Source organism: Grimontia marina, from assembly GCF_900060185.1.
GTDB classification, from domain to species: Bacteria; Pseudomonadota; Gammaproteobacteria; order Enterobacterales; family Vibrionaceae; genus Enterovibrio; species Enterovibrio marinus.
Genome location: NZ_FIZY01000020.1, coordinates 19044 through 34177, shown reverse-complemented (window position 1 = coordinate 34177; position 15134 = coordinate 19044). Strand labels below are relative to the sequence as shown.

General features: G+C 51.4%; 15 protein-coding genes. 6 read left to right on the top strand and 9 right to left on the bottom strand.

All coding sequences use genetic code 11. From position 1 onward, the window contains the following. Positions 1-42 precede the first annotated feature (42 nt). Both nfuA and GMA8713_RS11870 read right to left on the bottom strand, forming a co-directional pair. Positions 43-627: a Fe-S biogenesis protein NfuA gene (nfuA, locus tag GMA8713_RS11875; protein ID WP_002535379.1), complete on the bottom strand. Its 585-nt coding sequence runs from the start codon at positions 625-627 to the stop codon at positions 43-45. A 101-nt stretch (positions 628-728) separates the two neighbouring features. Then, positions 729-1409, bottom strand: coding sequence for a ComF family protein (locus tag GMA8713_RS11870; protein ID WP_232314425.1), 681 nt, complete (start codon positions 1407-1409; stop codon positions 729-731). 40 nt (positions 1410-1449) lie between these two features. Here GMA8713_RS11870 and bioH point away from each other — a divergent pair, with 40 nt between their 5' ends. From bioH to GMA8713_RS11855, 3 genes are all read left to right on the top strand, one after another. After that, the gene (bioH, locus tag GMA8713_RS11865; RefSeq protein ID WP_062709763.1) at positions 1450-2232 is read left to right on the top strand and encodes a pimeloyl-ACP methyl ester esterase BioH; all 783 of its coding nucleotides are present in this window, start codon (positions 1450-1452) and stop codon (positions 2230-2232) included. A 98-nt stretch (positions 2233-2330) separates the two neighbouring features. Further along, complete coding sequence (locus GMA8713_RS11860) at positions 2331-2663, top strand: hypothetical protein (RefSeq protein ID WP_062709760.1); 333 nt, start codon at positions 2331-2333, stop codon at positions 2661-2663. A gap of 97 nt (positions 2664-2760) precedes the next feature. Next, positions 2761-3234 carry an ATP-dependent Lon protease gene (locus GMA8713_RS11855; protein ID WP_232314424.1) on the top strand — a complete coding sequence of 158 codons (474 nt, stop codon included), beginning with the start codon at positions 2761-2763 and terminating at the stop codon, positions 3232-3234. A 63-nt stretch (positions 3235-3297) separates the two neighbouring features. On the opposite strand, the gene GMA8713_RS11850 is transcribed toward GMA8713_RS11855, so the two are convergent. Then, entirely contained in the window at positions 3298-5637 is a 2340-nt protein-coding gene (locus GMA8713_RS11850; protein WP_062709755.1) for a Tex family protein, read from the bottom strand. A 50-nt stretch (positions 5638-5687) separates the two neighbouring features. After that, positions 5688-6161 (bottom strand): transcription elongation factor GreB, encoded by a 474-nt coding sequence (greB, locus tag GMA8713_RS11845; RefSeq protein ID WP_062709752.1) that lies wholly within the window; start codon positions 6159-6161, stop codon positions 5688-5690. 239 nt (positions 6162-6400) lie between these two features. On the opposite strand from greB, the gene ompR reads away from it, so the two are divergent. The 3 genes from ompR (at position 6401) to GMA8713_RS11830 (ending at position 8971) form a co-directional block, all read left to right on the top strand. After that, complete coding sequence (gene ompR / locus GMA8713_RS11840) at positions 6401-7117, top strand: osmolarity response regulator transcription factor OmpR (protein ID WP_062709750.1); 717 nt, start codon at positions 6401-6403, stop codon at positions 7115-7117. A gap of 3 nt (positions 7118-7120) precedes the next feature. Beyond that, positions 7121-8470 (top strand): two-component system sensor histidine kinase EnvZ, encoded by a 1350-nt coding sequence (gene envZ, locus GMA8713_RS11835; RefSeq protein ID WP_062709747.1) that lies wholly within the window; start codon positions 7121-7123, stop codon positions 8468-8470. 129 nt (positions 8471-8599) lie between these two features. After that, complete coding sequence (locus tag GMA8713_RS11830) at positions 8600-8971, top strand: GntR family transcriptional regulator (RefSeq protein ID WP_062709744.1); 372 nt, start codon at positions 8600-8602, stop codon at positions 8969-8971. A gap of 46 nt (positions 8972-9017) precedes the next feature. Here the strand turns inward: GMA8713_RS11830 and recG are convergent, their stop codons facing one another. The 5 genes from recG to gmk form a co-directional block, all read right to left on the bottom strand. Beyond that, a complete protein-coding gene (recG, locus tag GMA8713_RS11825) occupies positions 9018-11099 on the bottom strand; it encodes an ATP-dependent DNA helicase RecG (RefSeq protein ID WP_062709741.1) in 2082 nt (693 codons plus the stop codon). A gap of 38 nt (positions 11100-11137) precedes the next feature. Beyond that, a complete protein-coding gene (gene trmH, locus GMA8713_RS11820; protein WP_062709739.1) occupies positions 11138-11830 on the bottom strand; it encodes a tRNA (guanosine(18)-2'-O)-methyltransferase TrmH in 693 nt (230 codons plus the stop codon). 69 nt (positions 11831-11899) lie between these two features. Further along, positions 11900-14008, bottom strand: a complete 2109-nt coding sequence (gene spoT, locus GMA8713_RS11815; protein WP_062709734.1) for a bifunctional GTP diphosphokinase/guanosine-3',5'-bis pyrophosphate 3'-pyrophosphohydrolase — start codon at positions 14006-14008, stop codon at positions 11900-11902. Positions 14009-14032: 24 nt separating this feature from the next. Further along, entirely contained in the window at positions 14033-14308 is a 276-nt protein-coding gene (gene rpoZ / locus GMA8713_RS11810; RefSeq protein ID WP_002535357.1) for a DNA-directed RNA polymerase subunit omega, read from the bottom strand. Between the two features lie 96 nt (positions 14309-14404). Next, positions 14405-15025 (bottom strand): guanylate kinase, encoded by a 621-nt coding sequence (gmk, locus tag GMA8713_RS11805; RefSeq protein WP_062709892.1) that lies wholly within the window; start codon positions 15023-15025, stop codon positions 14405-14407. Positions 15026-15134 lie beyond the last annotated feature (109 nt).

The window sequence follows — 15134 nt, the reverse complement described above, 5'->3', positions numbered from 1 at the left end:
AAAAAGGCGCAATCGAGCGCCTTTCTTCTCAGATAATAGCTCTTAGTAGTAAGAGTGATCACCATGTGCGTGCTCGGTGACATCACGAACACCGTTAAGCTCGCCGCTGAACTCTTCCAGCAATTGCTTCTCGATGCCGTCTTTCAGGGTAACATCAACCATTGAACAGCCGTTACAACCACCGCCAAATTGAATCACTGCCACTTTGTCTTCAGTGATTTCAATCAGATTGATGTGACCGCCGTGACCAGCCAGCTGAGGGTTAACCTGAGTCTGGATAACGTATTCAACGCGCTCCATCAAAGGTGCATCATCAGACACTTTACGCATTTTTGCGTTTGGTGCTTTCAGCGTCAGCTGTGAGCCCATTTTGTCAGTGACAAAATCAATCTCAGCATCTTCCAGAAATGGAAGGCTCAGTTCATCTACGTAGGCAGAAAAACCTTCGAATTTGAGTTCGGTGTCAGTCGCTTCCACTGCATCCTGAGGGCAGTAAGAAACGCCGCACTCTGCGTTTTGCGTGCCAGGATTAACCACGAATACGCGGATGTTTGTCCCTTCCGGCTGCTGCTCAAGCAGTTTACCGAAATGGCTCTGTGCACTTTCTGAAATAATAATTTGTGACACGGCTTCTTACCTGATTTATCCAGTATTTGTTTACATTGTACGCTTGTTTTTGTTCTCTATCACCCCTCAAGCTTCGAGGTTACTTTTCCCTAACTTTTCATTTAAGAAGCATCAGGTGGTGTGCGGCAAAGGCAATACACATCAATACGTTCAGCACCTTGGCGCCTGAGCAGACGGCATAGTTGGGCGATCGTTGCACCCGTGGTGACCACATCATCAACCAAGGCAATGTGTGGTGGCAGTTTCCCTTCGATAGAAAATGCATGCTTTAAGTTTGAAAGACGGGATTGTCGATCTAATCCCTGCTGTTGGCGAGTGGCACGAATGCGTTTTAAGACATTGGGCTCAGATTGAACCTTAAGTTGCTGTGCGAGTTCTGCGGCTAATACGCTACTGTGATTAAATCCCCGCCAAAGTCTTCGTTTCCAATGCATGGGTACGGGAAGCAGCAGAGGCGCAGGTGATTCAATCTCTGTCGCGAGCAGTTTAGCGAGTGCAGGGGCAAGCCAGTAATGTCCTTGATACTTGAAGCGGTGAAGCAGCTTGTCATAAGGAAAGGCATAGGCACCGACACAGACCAAACTGTCCCACGGCGGCGGCTTTTTCAAACATATGCCGCAGCTTTCAATTACGTAAGGCGTGGGCAAACCGCAATGCAGGCAGCGTGGCTGACGGGGCAAGCTGGCGTGACAGGCATGACACCAAGGATAGTCATGCTGCTCCAACCTGTGGTGGCAAAGCTGACAACGTAGCGGCAAGGCACGTAAGATAGTGCTTAACATAAAGGACATGCTTGTTGATAAACGAATTTAGGCAGTGTAAATGACGACTTCTCTGTACTGGCACACGGAAGGCCAGGGTTCCGATCTGATTCTCATTCATGGCTGGGGGATGAACAGCGCCGTATGGCAAAATATCCTGCCCGCTCTCACCCCGCATTACCGTGTTCATTGTGTTGATCTGCCGGGCTACGGTTTCAGCCAACCGACAGACGCCTTTTCTTTAGAGGAAATGGCACAGTGTTTGCTTGATAATTCACCGCAGGAATCTGTTTGGGCCGGTTGGTCTTTGGGGGGAATGGTTGCCACTCAGGCTGCACTGCTCGCACCGGAACGTGTGAAAGGTTTAGTCACGATTGCCAGCTCACCAAGATTTGCTGCAGAACATGGATGGCGAGGGATAAAACCCGAGGTGTTGCAAGCCTTTACGAAGCAATTAGCCGAAGACTTTCAGACGACGGTTGAGCGTTTCATGGCGCTTCAGGCAATGGGAAGCCCAACAGCAAGGCAGGATATTAAGTGGTTGAAACAGGCGGTCCTCTCTCACCCGTCTTCTCAACCAGAGGCGCTTTGCGCTGGCCTTGGTATCCTTGCTGACGCTGATCTGAGGCCAAACTTGCATGATATTTCAATGCCTTGGCTCAGAATGTACGGTCGGCTGGACGGCCTTGTGCCTGTAAAAGTGGCGCAGGAGTTGGATGTTCTGGCACCGCGTTCACAGCGGCAAATCTTTGCCAAAGCGTCGCATGCACCGTTCATTTCTGATCCCGGCCATTTTTCGCAAGAGCTTTTAAGGTTTTGCGGAGAATGTTTGCCGTCCTGTTGATGGAAAGTAGTGAGATTAAGTGAATTGGAGCTAAATTTAATACTAAAGCTGCCGATACTTTAATCAAGTTACTTGCTATGGCATCAGGAGAGACCATAATGAATATAGGTAACGTTGGGTATTCTCAGCACGCTTATGCTAAGCCGATGCAGCCAAATCAGGCAGCAAAAGGCAATGAAGCACAGGTGGCAGAGGGTGCCAAGCAGTCTTACGAGCAGGTCGCGAAGGAAGTGTCGGACGGTAAGGCTGTAAACAAAGCAACGGAAGCCGAAGGCATGCCAACTTCGTCTAAAGTTGAATCTTTCACCTACGGGGCGCTCGGTATGGATCACCCCGAAGAAGTGAAAAGCAACGACGATGCTGCGTATTCCGCCGGTCAGGTGCTTTCTGCACTGGGTACTATTGGTGGATTGATCGCTGTTTTGGTCTAGTTTCGCTATAGAGATATAGCACGCGCATTCGCGGGGAGCACCCCGCCTATGCTCGCAGGCGACGCGCCTTCGGTCGGTGTTGGGAGACAACATTGGCATGAACATTTCGCCCGCAAACGTCAGCATTCCAGCTGTCGTACCGTCAGTAAACCCGCCAACGGAGCAAGTTGCGCGGGAAAATCGCGTGCGCGAAAAAATCGTCCCACCCAGTCAGGCAAATGCCACTGCCGAAGAAAAACCAGTACTCGCCGAAGAGAAACAACTTAAGAGCCCATCTTGGGATCCTTCTGAACACCCCGATTACGCCGATCTGGAACAAAACCCAAGGCAGTTCAAAGGTGGGGGTTTCGCTGCACATGAAACCCTAAGTCAGTTGACTAACATGCTTTCCAGCGGTTCGTATGTGCCGCAAAACGAAAACGGCTATGCCATGCGCATTAAGCTGCCGAAAGAGATCTTAGATAAAATCGACGAGCTGAAAGCTTCTCAACGCACAGGCGCGGTGGTTGCCATGCGTTATCAGCAATCGTCTGCCGCGAATATCCCGTCAGAAGTGCTGATCGTGATTTGACGATAAGTGAAGTAAGCAGATACAAAAACAGCGCCAAAGGCGCTGTTTTTGGTTTATCGGCGATCAGTTACGCTTCGCTTTAGCAAAGGCATCGGCAAAGGCGCCACCGAAACCGGATTGCTGACCGCCACGGTTATCACGGCGGTTGTTCTCATTGCGGTTATTGCCGCTAAAGCTACGTTCCTGATGGCGAGGACGTGATTCGCGGGTAGGTTTGTTATCTGAACCCGGCTCATCGCTCAGGCGCATCGATAGACCAATACGCTTACGCTGCAGATCCACTTCCATCACCTTCACTTTCACCACATCACCGGCTTTGACGACTTCACGTGGGTCGGAAATGAACTTATCTGACAACGCAGAGATATGCACCAAACCGTCCTGATGCACGCCGACATCAACAAAAGCGCCGAAGTTAGTCACGTTTGTGATCACGCCTTCCAACACCATACCCGGGATCAGATCTTTCACTTCATTGACGCCATCGGCAAAGGTGGCGGTCTTAAACTCTGGGCGTGGGTCGCGGCCAGGTTTTGCCAGTTCTGCCAGAATGTCGGTCACGGTCGGGATACCAAAGGTATCGTCAGCGTAATCTGCTGCTTTCAGCGCACGCAGGAAGTCGTGGTTGCCAATCATGGCATCAACGCCTTTACCGGATTTCTCGGCAATACGTTTCACGACAGGATAAGCCTCAGGGTGAACGGAAGAACCATCCAGCGGGTTTTTCCCCTTCATGACACGAAGGAAGCCCGCACACTGTTCAAAGGCTTTCGGGCCAAGACGCGGCACTTTCAGCAGGGTTTTGCGATCTTCAAAGCGGCCATTTTCGTCGCGGAAGGCCACAATGTTGGCTGCCATGGTGGTAGAAAGGCCAGCGACGCGGGTCAGCAGTGCTGCAGAGGCACTGTTTACGTCCACACCGACGGCGTTTACACAGTCTTCCACGACGGCGTCCAGACGCTTAGCTAGCTGGCTTTGGCTAACATCATGCTGGTATTGGCCCACACCGATAGATTTTGGATCGATTTTCACCAGTTCAGCGAGTGGGTCTTGCAGACGACGGGCGATAGAAACAGCACCACGAAGTGACACATCAAGGCCCGGGAACTCGGTCGCGGCAAGCTCAGAGGCGGAGTAAACCGACGCACCTGCTTCACTGACCATTACGGTTTGGATTTTCTCACCCGCATCTTTCAGCATGCCAGCCACAAAGGCGTCGGTTTCACGGGAAGCTGTGCCGTTACCAATCGCAATCAAATCCACATCGTGCTTTTTCACCAGTGCCATCACCACGCGTGCAGATTCTGCAATTTTGTTTTGTGGCGGTGTTGGATAGATGGTGGCGGTATCCAAAAGCTTACCGGTGTTGTCGATCACCGCGACTTTACAACCGGTGCGAAGGCCAGGGTCGATACCCAAGGTGCAACGAGGGCCAGCAGGTGCGGCCATCAGCAAGTCTTTCAGGTTATCGGCGAAGACCTTAATCGCGTCGGTTTCTGCCATTTCGCGAAGGTTACCCATCAACTCGGTTTCCATGTGCATCAAAATCTTGATACGCCATGCAAAGCTCACGACCTGCTTACGCCAGCGGTCAGCGGCTGCAGCGCCAATGGTCACGCCATAGTGGTCACTGATGATGGTTTCACAATATGAGCCAGTGGATTTTTCATCCTGACCCGGATCGGCATTCAGTGACAGTTGCAAAATCCCTTCATTGCGGCCGCGGAACATGGCGAGCGCGCGGTGCGAAGGCACCTTGCTGAGCAATTCATCATGGGCGAAGTAGTCTTTAAACTTCGCGCCTTCTTCCTCTTTACCTGCCACCACGCGGGCTTGAATTTCCGCGCTTTGGTTCAGATGACGGCGGATTTTATCCAGCAGCGCGGCATCTTCGGCAAATTGCTCCATCAAAATCGCACGGGCGCCATCGAGTACAGCTTTGTTGTCAGCAAAGCCAGCGTCAGCGTTGAGATATTTTGCTGCTTCAGTTTCTGGGTCTTGGTCTGGTTGCTCCCACAGCAGGGTTGCCAGTGGCTCGATACCGGCTTCAATTGCGATTTGACCTTTAGTACGGCGCTTGGGTTTATAAGGCAGGTACAAATCTTCCAGGCGGTTTTTGCTGTCTGCATCCAGAATGTCTTTTCTTAGTGCGTCGGACAGTTTGCCTTGCTCATCTATCGATTTCAGGATCACCTGGCGGCGCTCTTCCAGCTCGCGCAGGTAACCCAAACGGGATTCAAGGTTACGCAACTGGGTGTCGTCGAGGCCGTTGGTCACTTCTTTACGGTAACGGGCAATAAAGGGGACGGTATTGCCGTCATCCAGCAGGTTCACTGCTGCGATAACCTGTGCATCGCGTACATTCAGTTCCGTCGCGATCTGTTGATAGATTGAAGTTGTCATGGTGTTCCTTTGATTCATTGTCACGCCGCTGCGTAACCTTACTGTTCGTCTTACTGGTAGCGGATGCTGTTGACGTACCAGACTTTCGGCCCTTCCGGCGTGGTCACGATGGCTTCATCATCCACTTCTTTTTTGATCAATGCGCGAGCCATGGGGCTGTCGATAGAAATGTAGTCCTTGCGGCCGTAAATTTCGTCGGGACCGACTATACGGAAGGAGAGGGTGTCGCCATTTTCGTTCTCTATATCGACCCAGGCACCAAAAAATACCTTGCCGTCCTGTTGGGGGCTATAATCGACCACACGCAGGATTTCGAGGCGTTTTCTGAGGTAACGGACACGACGATCTATTTCTCGCAGCATACGCTTGTTGTATGTGTAGTCTGCATTCTCAGAGCGGTCGCCAAGGCTGGCGGCCCAAGAGACAATCTTGGTGATTTCCGGGCGGCGCTCTTTCCAGAGATAATCTAGCTCTTGCTTGAGTTTGTTGTAGCCTTCCCGGGTGACCAAATCGGTTTTTTTCATTCTGTTTTCCGAGCGATTGTTTCGTTTCACGGCAAGAGTTATAACCGCTTTGAAGCCATGATTAAAGCGACGCAGTGCGGCAACGTTAAGCTGAGGCACGAATTTCGCGCTGAATTTTCTGGGACAGGGTTACAACTGGTAACAGTTTTTCTTCCCGTTGAGCCCTGCTCTGATGTTTTATAACCGTGTCAGACTTTATTATTGGTGGTATTTCCACCGTCCGGAGAGAAAGGTAAGTCATGCAAGATAATCATAAGATCCTGGTTGTTGACGATGATATGCGTCTACGCTCGTTGCTTGAGCGCTATTTGTCTGAGCAAGGTTTTCAGGTACGCAGCGTGGCGAATGCTGAGCAAATGGACCGTTTGCTTTCGCGTGAGAATTTCCACCTGATGGTGCTGGATTTGATGCTGCCGGGTGAAGATGGTCTGTCTATTTGTCGGCGCCTGCGCCAAGCAAATAATCAATTGCCAATTCTGATGTTGACGGCAAAAGGCGATGAAATTGACCGCATCGTGGGTTTAGAGGTAGGAGCGGATGATTACTTGCCCAAGCCTTTTAACCCGCGTGAATTGCTGGCCCGTATTCGTGCTGTGCTTCGTCGTCAAACGGTTGAAGCACCGGGCGCGCCATCAAGTGAAGAGAAAGTGGTAGAATTTGGCCAATTCCGCCTAAACCTCGGTACACGTGAAATGTTCCGTAATGATGAGCCATTAACACTCACATCAGGCGAATTTGCAGTACTGAAGGCGCTGGTGACTAATGCTCGCGAGCCGATGTCCCGTGACAAGCTGATGAACATGGCGCGCGGTCGAGAGTATTCTGCGATGGAGCGTTCTATTGATGTTCAAATCTCGCGACTTCGCCGCATGATTGAAGAAGATCCAAGCAAGCCACGTTATATCCAGACTGTTTGGGGTTTGGGATATGTGTTCGTACCGGACGGAGAAGCCTAATTAATGCGCTTCTCTCCACGCAGTAACTTTGCTCGTACGCTCGTGGTGCTGGCTGGCCTTCTTATTGCCAGCCAGATCTTCTCTTACCTCACTGTCCTCAATTACGCCCTGCTACCGAGCATCAAACAGTTCAACAAAATCCTCGCCCATGAGATTGAAGTCATGTTGGATGACGATTTGTTGTTGTCGAACGGTAAGGTTTATCACATGGATGAGCTGTTGCGCCGTCAGCTGCTTGAGAAGCTCGGTGTCACCATGCACGAAGCAGACGAGCAGACGATGATGGAGGAGTTCGACAATGCTGCTTCTGTGGATTACCTCAGTGTAGATATGTCGGAAAAGCTTGGCGCCCCAACAGAAGCGCGTATCAGCCTGGAGTCTAAGAACTATGTGCTCTGGCTGGAAAGCGAGGCTTTCCCTGGCTATGTGATGCGTATACCGCTGTCAGAGCTGCATCAGGATGATTTCCAACCTCTATTCTTCTACTCCATGTTTATCGCTTTACTCGTAATTAGTGGAGGGTGGTTATTTATCAAGGTGCAAAACCGGCCACTGGCGACGTTAGAGAAAGCGGCTCTCGAAGTCGGGCATGGAAAATTTCCTGAGCCCTTGCCTGAGCGTGGTGCGTCTGATATCCGCGCCGTGACCAAAGCATTCAATCAGATGAGCGAAGGCATTCGTAAACTGGAAGAAGACAGGGCGTTGCTGATGGCGGGTGTCAGTCATGATCTCCGTACACCGCTGACCCGAATTCGTCTGGCCACTGAAATGATGTCGCCCAAAGACAGCTATCTCGCCGAGAGCATGATTAAGGACACTGAAGAGTGCAATGAAATCATCAATCAGTTTATGGACTACTTGCGCTCCGTGCAGTTGCAGGACATGACGGAGGTTGATCTCAATATTGTGGCGGAAGATGTGTCTGTAGCTGATGGCGCGACGGGGCATGAGCTTGAAGTGTCTAAAGGTGAACTGGTCGGTAAGCTTGATGCCAATGAAGTGGCTATTCGCAGGGCGGTGACCAATCTTGTGGTTAATGCGGTGCGCTACGGTGGTGGCTGGGTAAAAATCAGTACCGGTACTTCGGCAGACCGCCGTCATCAGTGGATTGCAGTGGAAGACAATGGTCCGGGCATAGCAGCAGATCAGATTGAAACTGTGATGCAGCCATTTACCCGCGGTGACACCGCACGTGGCAGTGAAGGCACCGGGCTTGGACTTGCCATCGTCAAACGTATCGTTGAGCAGCACGACGGTGCGCTGAAACTCAGTCAGCGCTCGCAAGGTGGACTGCAGGCTCAGATAGTTTTGCCGGTGATCAAGCGCCAGTCCAGAAAGCGTCGCCAATGCTAAAACGAAAAAACGTGATTACCTCATCCATGTTTTTTGTTGTCTTTATATGAAATTAAACCCATAAAACTGTCTCATAATTGAATCATCTGCTAATACTGTAATAAAATGCCGATACAGCAGAGATGAAATATGAAGATAGTCATCGACCCTCAGGATCCGTCCCCTAAATTCAAACAATTGATGACGCAAATACAGCGTAAGATTGTTGCCGGGACACTGATACCCGGGGAAAAGCTGACTTCGGTCAGAAAGTTAGCCGTAGAGCTGAATATCAACCCGATGACCATTTCCCGTTGCTACCAGAGCATGGAAGAAGATGGCTGGCTGGAGCGCAAACGGGGTGTGGGTATGATTGTCGCGCGGCAAGGACTGCAAGGTAGGATGGAAAACCGCTTTGAGTTTATCGAACCCAGACTGAAAGCCCTGATTGATGACGCCCGTGAAGTGGGTTACAGCAAGTCAGAAGTGATGGCGTTGGTAATGCAGTATTGGGAAGACTGACTAACAACATTGGTTGAATGGAGAAAGGGCGGATATCCGCCCTTTTTTATGCGTTGCTGTACTTGTCGTTGTTACCAAGCCAGCGGGTGATAATGGCCTTGGCGTTGTCCGGATAGTTCTGGTATAGATACAACGCGAGCTTCTGCACTTCAGGGATGAGTTTTTGATCGCGAACCAAATCGGCAATCTTAAACTCTGCCATCCCAGTTTGTTTGGTGCCCAATAGCTCACCTGGGCCACGAATTTCCAAGTCGCGCTGAGCAATCACAAAACCATCACTGCTTTCACGCAATACACCTAAGCGTTGGGTTGCGGTCTTTGATAGCGGTGCGTGATACAAAAGTACACAGTGGCTGGCGACGGAACCACGCCCGACACGGCCACGAAGCTGGTGAAGTTGCGCCAGACCGAGACGCTCTGGGTTTTCAATAATCATCAGGCTGGCGTTTGGCACATCCACGCCGACTTCGATCACGGTAGTGGCAACCAAAAGATGAAGCTCACCGGACTTAAACGCCTGCATCACTTCCTGCTTTTCTGCCGCTTTCATCCTGCCATGTACCAGACCGATTTTTAGATCAGGCAGGGCGCGCGCCAAATCATCTGCCGTTTCTGCAGCAGCTTGTGCTTCTAACACCTCAGACTCATCAATTAGGGTACACACCCAATAAGCCTGGCGTCTTTCTTCCAAGCAGGACGCATGGACACGGTTAATGATGTCAATACGTCGGGTATCCGGCACGGCAACGGTTTGAATTGGTGTTCGTCCCGGCGGCAGTTCGTCGATGATGGAGGTGTCGAGATCGGCATAGGCAGTCATCGCCAGCGTACGTGGAATAGGTGTAGCAGTCATGATGAGCTGGTGAGGATGAATACCTTGCTTCATCCCTTTCTCGCGAAGCTCAAGGCGCTGGTGGACGCCAAAGCGATGCTGCTCATCGATGATCACGAGCGCAAGCTTGTCGAACTCGACATGCTTTTGGAAAAGGGCGTGGGTGCCCACCACCATTTTGGCTTCGCCGCTGGCGATTTTGGCAAGCTCTGCTTCTTTGGCTTTGCCTGTCAGTTTGCCTGCGAGCCAACCAACAGAAATGCCCAGAGGATCCAGCCAATTGGCAAAGTTAATCGAATGCTGCTCAGCAAGAAGTTCCGTCGGTGCCATCAAAGCAACCTGATAGCCTTGCTCAATCACCTGCAAAGCGGCGAGAGCGGCCACCAATGTTTTGCCTGAGCCCACGTCACCCTGTACCAGACGCATCATGGGCTTTTCCAGCCCCATGTCACGTTCAATATCGGCCACCACGCGGGACTGTGCGCCCGTTGGTGTAAATGGCAAGGATTCCAAGAGCTTTGGTTTTAACTCGGTTGAAGGCGGCAGCGAAAATGTCGGATCTTGCTGCAACTTGCTGCGAACCGCGAGCATCGAGAGATTTTGCGCTAACAGTTCTTCAAGGATGAGGCGCTTCTGGGCAGGATGTTCACCCGTCTCCAGCTGAGTCACCGAAATATCCGGCGTCGGGCGATGCAGGATTTTCAGGGCGTCACGCAGGGTGATTTGTCTGTCGTATAAGCCTTCCGGTAAGAGCTCCTGCACGGCAGCACTTTCGAGCAATTCAAGCGCCTGATCGGTCAGGTTTCTCAGTGTCAGCTGACGAAGGCCTTCTGTGGTCGGGTAAACCGGTGTCAGGGTTTCTTCCAGTGAAAGCTCAGTGGGTTCGGAGAAGACTTTGTATTCAGGGTGAATGATCTCTAGGCCACCCTGGCCGCGTTTGATTTCGCCATAAGCTTTGACGCGCTTGCCCTGTTCAAGGCTGTTTTTCATTGCGGCGTTGAAGTTGAAAAAACGCAGCGTGAGCGAGCCATTGCCATCAGTGATTTTCACCGTCAGCATGCGACGGCGACCAAATACCGTGTTGTTGCTAACCACTTCACCTTCAACGGTGGCATGCTGGCCCGGCATCAGACTCATGATAGGCCAGATACGGGTGCGGTCTTCATAGCGGTAGGGGAGATGAAACAGCAGATCCTGCACCGTGAAAAGCCCCAGCTTTTCCAGCTTCTCTGCCATCTTGCCGCCGACTCCAGTCAGCGAGGTAACGGGAACGGCATCCAACATTGACGCGCGCATGGTGTGTTTGTCTCTCCTAAATCAATACGGCTGCAGGGTTATTTCGCTGCCTGCATCTTCGCCCACCAGGCTTCATCGGCAACGATTTGGCCTTCTTCGTCCAAGTCTGGGTAAGGTAGGCCTTTACGTTTTGCGACTTTTGCCAACACCGGATGACCACGCTCGAAAATGATGCGGTCAACTTCCGCTTGTGGGATCAAAGTGCGTGTACGCTGGTACATGCCTGCGTTTTGGCGTTGGCGTTGCGCTTCATACAAGATCAATGCGCTGGCGACCGACACATTCAGTGACTGTACCATACCTATCATGGGAATGATGATGTCTTGATCAGCCAATTCAAGCGCTTGCTTACTGATTCCGGTCTTTTCCTGACCCATCACGATAGCGGTCGGTTTAGTGTAATCAATCTCGCGGAAGTCGACGGCGGTATCAGATAGGTTGGTCACCAGTATTTGCATCCCTTTGGCTTTCAGGGTTTCAAATGCATCCGGCGTGTTGTCATGGGTAACAACATCCACCCAGTTTCTTGCGCCTGCAGAAGTGCCTCCCAGTGCGCGCATTTTACTGACTTTCGGCCATACAGCATGAACTTGATGGACGCCCACGGCATCGGCTGTGCGGATGATGGCGGAGATGTTATTGGGTTTATGGACTTCCTCCATGCACACAGTAAGGTCTGGCTGGCGGGTGGCCAACACTTCATGGATGCGTGCAAAGCGTTCTGGTGTCATGGTGTTTTTTCTCGTTTATAAAAACGCCCGCAAAGGGCGGGCGTTTGTGTTTGGTGCCTGGGTTTTAAATCAGTTTTTCTGACGGCTGACTTTTACCACATTCGGCATGATGCGGATGCGGCGCATGATATTGGCCAGATGCACACGGTTATGGGTCGTGAGTTTCACGTAAATCGTGTACAGACGGCCATCGCGCTCTTCCGTCGTCAAACCCTGAATGTTAGAGCCTGTTGCAGCAATGGTATTGGTCAAATCTGCCAGTGCGCCCTGGTGGTTGAGCATGTCAACGCGAAGTGCAGTCGCAAAGTCCTGATCAATGTCATCACCCCATTCGACAGACATGTATTTGTCCGGCTCTTGGCTGTAACCGCGGATGTTGGCACATTCTTCACGGTGGATGACCAAACCTTTACCAGGGCTGACATGACCGACGATGTGATCGCCCGGAATAGGACGACAACAATTCGCATAGGTCAGAAGAATACCTTCAGCGCCACGGATTGGCAGGCTGCCGCCTTGCTCTTCCAAGCTGTCAGCATCTCCGAGCAGACGTTTGGCAATCACCACGCTCATCAGCTCACCGGCACCAATGTCTGCCAGCAGATCTTCTTTGCTTTCAAGCTTGAGGTCTTGCAGCACCTTGTCGATGTTTTCCTGCTCTATGTCCTGAACATTCATCTCGCCAAGGGCGTGGTTCAGAAGACGGCGACCCAAAATCACAGACTCTTCACGACGCTTGGTTTTCAGTACCTGACGAATCTTGGTACGCGCGCGGGACGTCACCACATAGTTGAGCCACGCAGCGTTTGGACGCGCGCCAGGGGCGGTGATGATCTCAATCGTCTGGCCGTTTCTCAGTGGTTGGCTAAGCGGGTAAGACTGACGGTTCACTCTCGCGCCGACACAAGAGTTACCGACGTCAGTATGAACGGCATAAGCGAAGTCGACTGCGGTCGCGCCAACAGGCAATTCAACGATACGGCCTTTCGGCGTAAACACGAACAGCTCGTCCGGGAACAAGTCTGATTTCACGCTTTCGATAAACTCAAACGAGCTACCGGCGCTTTGCTGAAGTTCCAACAGGCTTTGCATCCAACGCTGTGCTCGCACCTGTGCGGTTGTGCCACCGCCGCCCGCACGGTCTGCGCCGTCTTTGTATGCCCAATGTGCCGCCACACCTTTATCCGCCATCTGATCCATGTCTTCGGTACGGATTTGTACTTCAACAGGAACACCGTGAGGGCCAATCATGGAGGTATGCAGCGACTGGTAGCCGTTCGCTTTCGGTACCGCGATGTAGTCTTTCATGCGGCCCGGGCGTGGCTTATACAGATTGTGCATTTGCCCCAGCACGCGATAACAGGTATCCACTGAATCGACGATTACACGGAAAGCATAGAGGTCCATGATGGTGTGGAAGCGCTGCTCTTTGTTCTTCATCTTGTTGTAGATGGAGTAGAGGTTCTTCTCACGACCCAACACCTTGGCATTGATACCCGCATCCTGAAGGCGGCCTTCAATTTCGGCGTGGATTTTCTGGATCATCTCTTTGCGATTGCCGCGCGCATGTATCACCACTTCGCGCAATACGCGGTAGCGGGTTGGATAGAGGGCTTCAAAGCCAAGCTCTTCCAGTTCCACTTTGATGTTGTGAATACCCAGACGGTGCGCCAGTGGTGAGAAAATCTCGAGGGTTTCACGGGCAATGCGGCGACGTTTGTCCGGACGCAATGCTCCGAGCGTTCGCATATTGTGCGTGCGGTCAGCGAGTTTGATGAGGATAACGCGGATGTCATGGGCCATGGCCATGATCATTTTGCGGAAGTTCTCCGCCTGCGCTTCCTGACGGTCGCGGAATTTGAGCTTATCCAGCTTGGAGACACCATCTACCAGATCGGCGACGGTATCGCCAAAACGTTGTTGAAGGTCTTCTTTGGTGACGTCAGTATCTTCAATCACATCATGCAGCAGCGCTGCCATCAAGGTTTCGTGATCGAGGCGCATCTCCGCAAGAATACGGGCAACGGCGATAGGGTGGATGATGTATGGTTCCCCGCTTGAGCGGGTTTGCCCTTCGTGGGCATCTCGCGCGACCAAATACGCTTGCCGGAGTGCCTCTAAGTGCGACTCCGGCAAGTATTGTGCTGCGACTTCTTTCAGGCTATCGAAGAGATACAATCTGCCTGTTTCCCTGAAGTTAGATTAGCGAAGAGTACCTGTGATGGTGCTTACAGCAGCCATTTCTGCAGCTTCTTGTTCTTGCTGCTCTTGGCGCTCACGTGCATCCAGGATCTCTTTAGTGATCAGGCCTTCCTCAATTTCACGCAGAGCGATAACAGTTTGCTTATCGTTCTCTTCCTGAACCAGTGAGTCTTTACCACCAGTTTGCATTTGGCGTGCGCGACGAGCTGCTACCAATACTAGATCGAAGCGGTTGCCAATTTTTTCAACAGCGTCTTGAACGGTTACGCGTGCCATGAAGAACTCCAGTAAGTAATAAAATCAAAATGACCGAAAATTATACAAAAGCGAACTGACCTAAACAACAAACATCTTTCGTTGTCAGAGTGCTTATTAGTCCAACAGCCTGTCAATCATGTCGTGGTGACGGCTGTATTGCTTGTCTAGCTTCATTCGCTCGGCGCGAAGGATGGCTTTGATATCCATCAGAGCCACATCGAAATCATCGTTCACGATAACGTAATCATACTCGTTATGGTGAGAGATCTCAGAACGGGCCTCTTCCATGCGTTTTGCGATGACCTCATCAGAGTCCTGACCGCGCGCATTCAGGCGGCGCTCAAGCTCTTCACGGCTTGGCGGCAGAATGAAGATGCTTTTTGCGTTCGGCATTTTCTCGCGAATTTGCTGAGCGCCCTGCCAGTCGATGTCGAGGAAAATATCGACGCCTTTTGACAGCATTTCTTCAATCCACAGGCGTGATGTGCCATAGAAATTACCGAATACTTCGGCGTATTCCAGGAAGGCTTTTTGTTCGATCAGCGCTTTAAAGTCCTCAACTGACACGAAATGATAGTGAACACCGTTCTCTTCGCCCGGACGAGATGCACGGGTGGTGTGAGAAACAGACACTTTCATGTCATAACGAGGATTGTCTTTAAGTAATGCGGCAATCAGGCTTGATTTACCGGCACCACTTGGCGCTGAAACGATGTAAAGCGTACCTTGGCTCATGGTCTTGATCACTGTGAGGTTAAAGGTCGCAAAGGGTACCATGACCCGCGTAAAATTTGAATTCCACTTTTAGGATAACCCATTAATGGCAGCAACCTAAAGCAGGAAC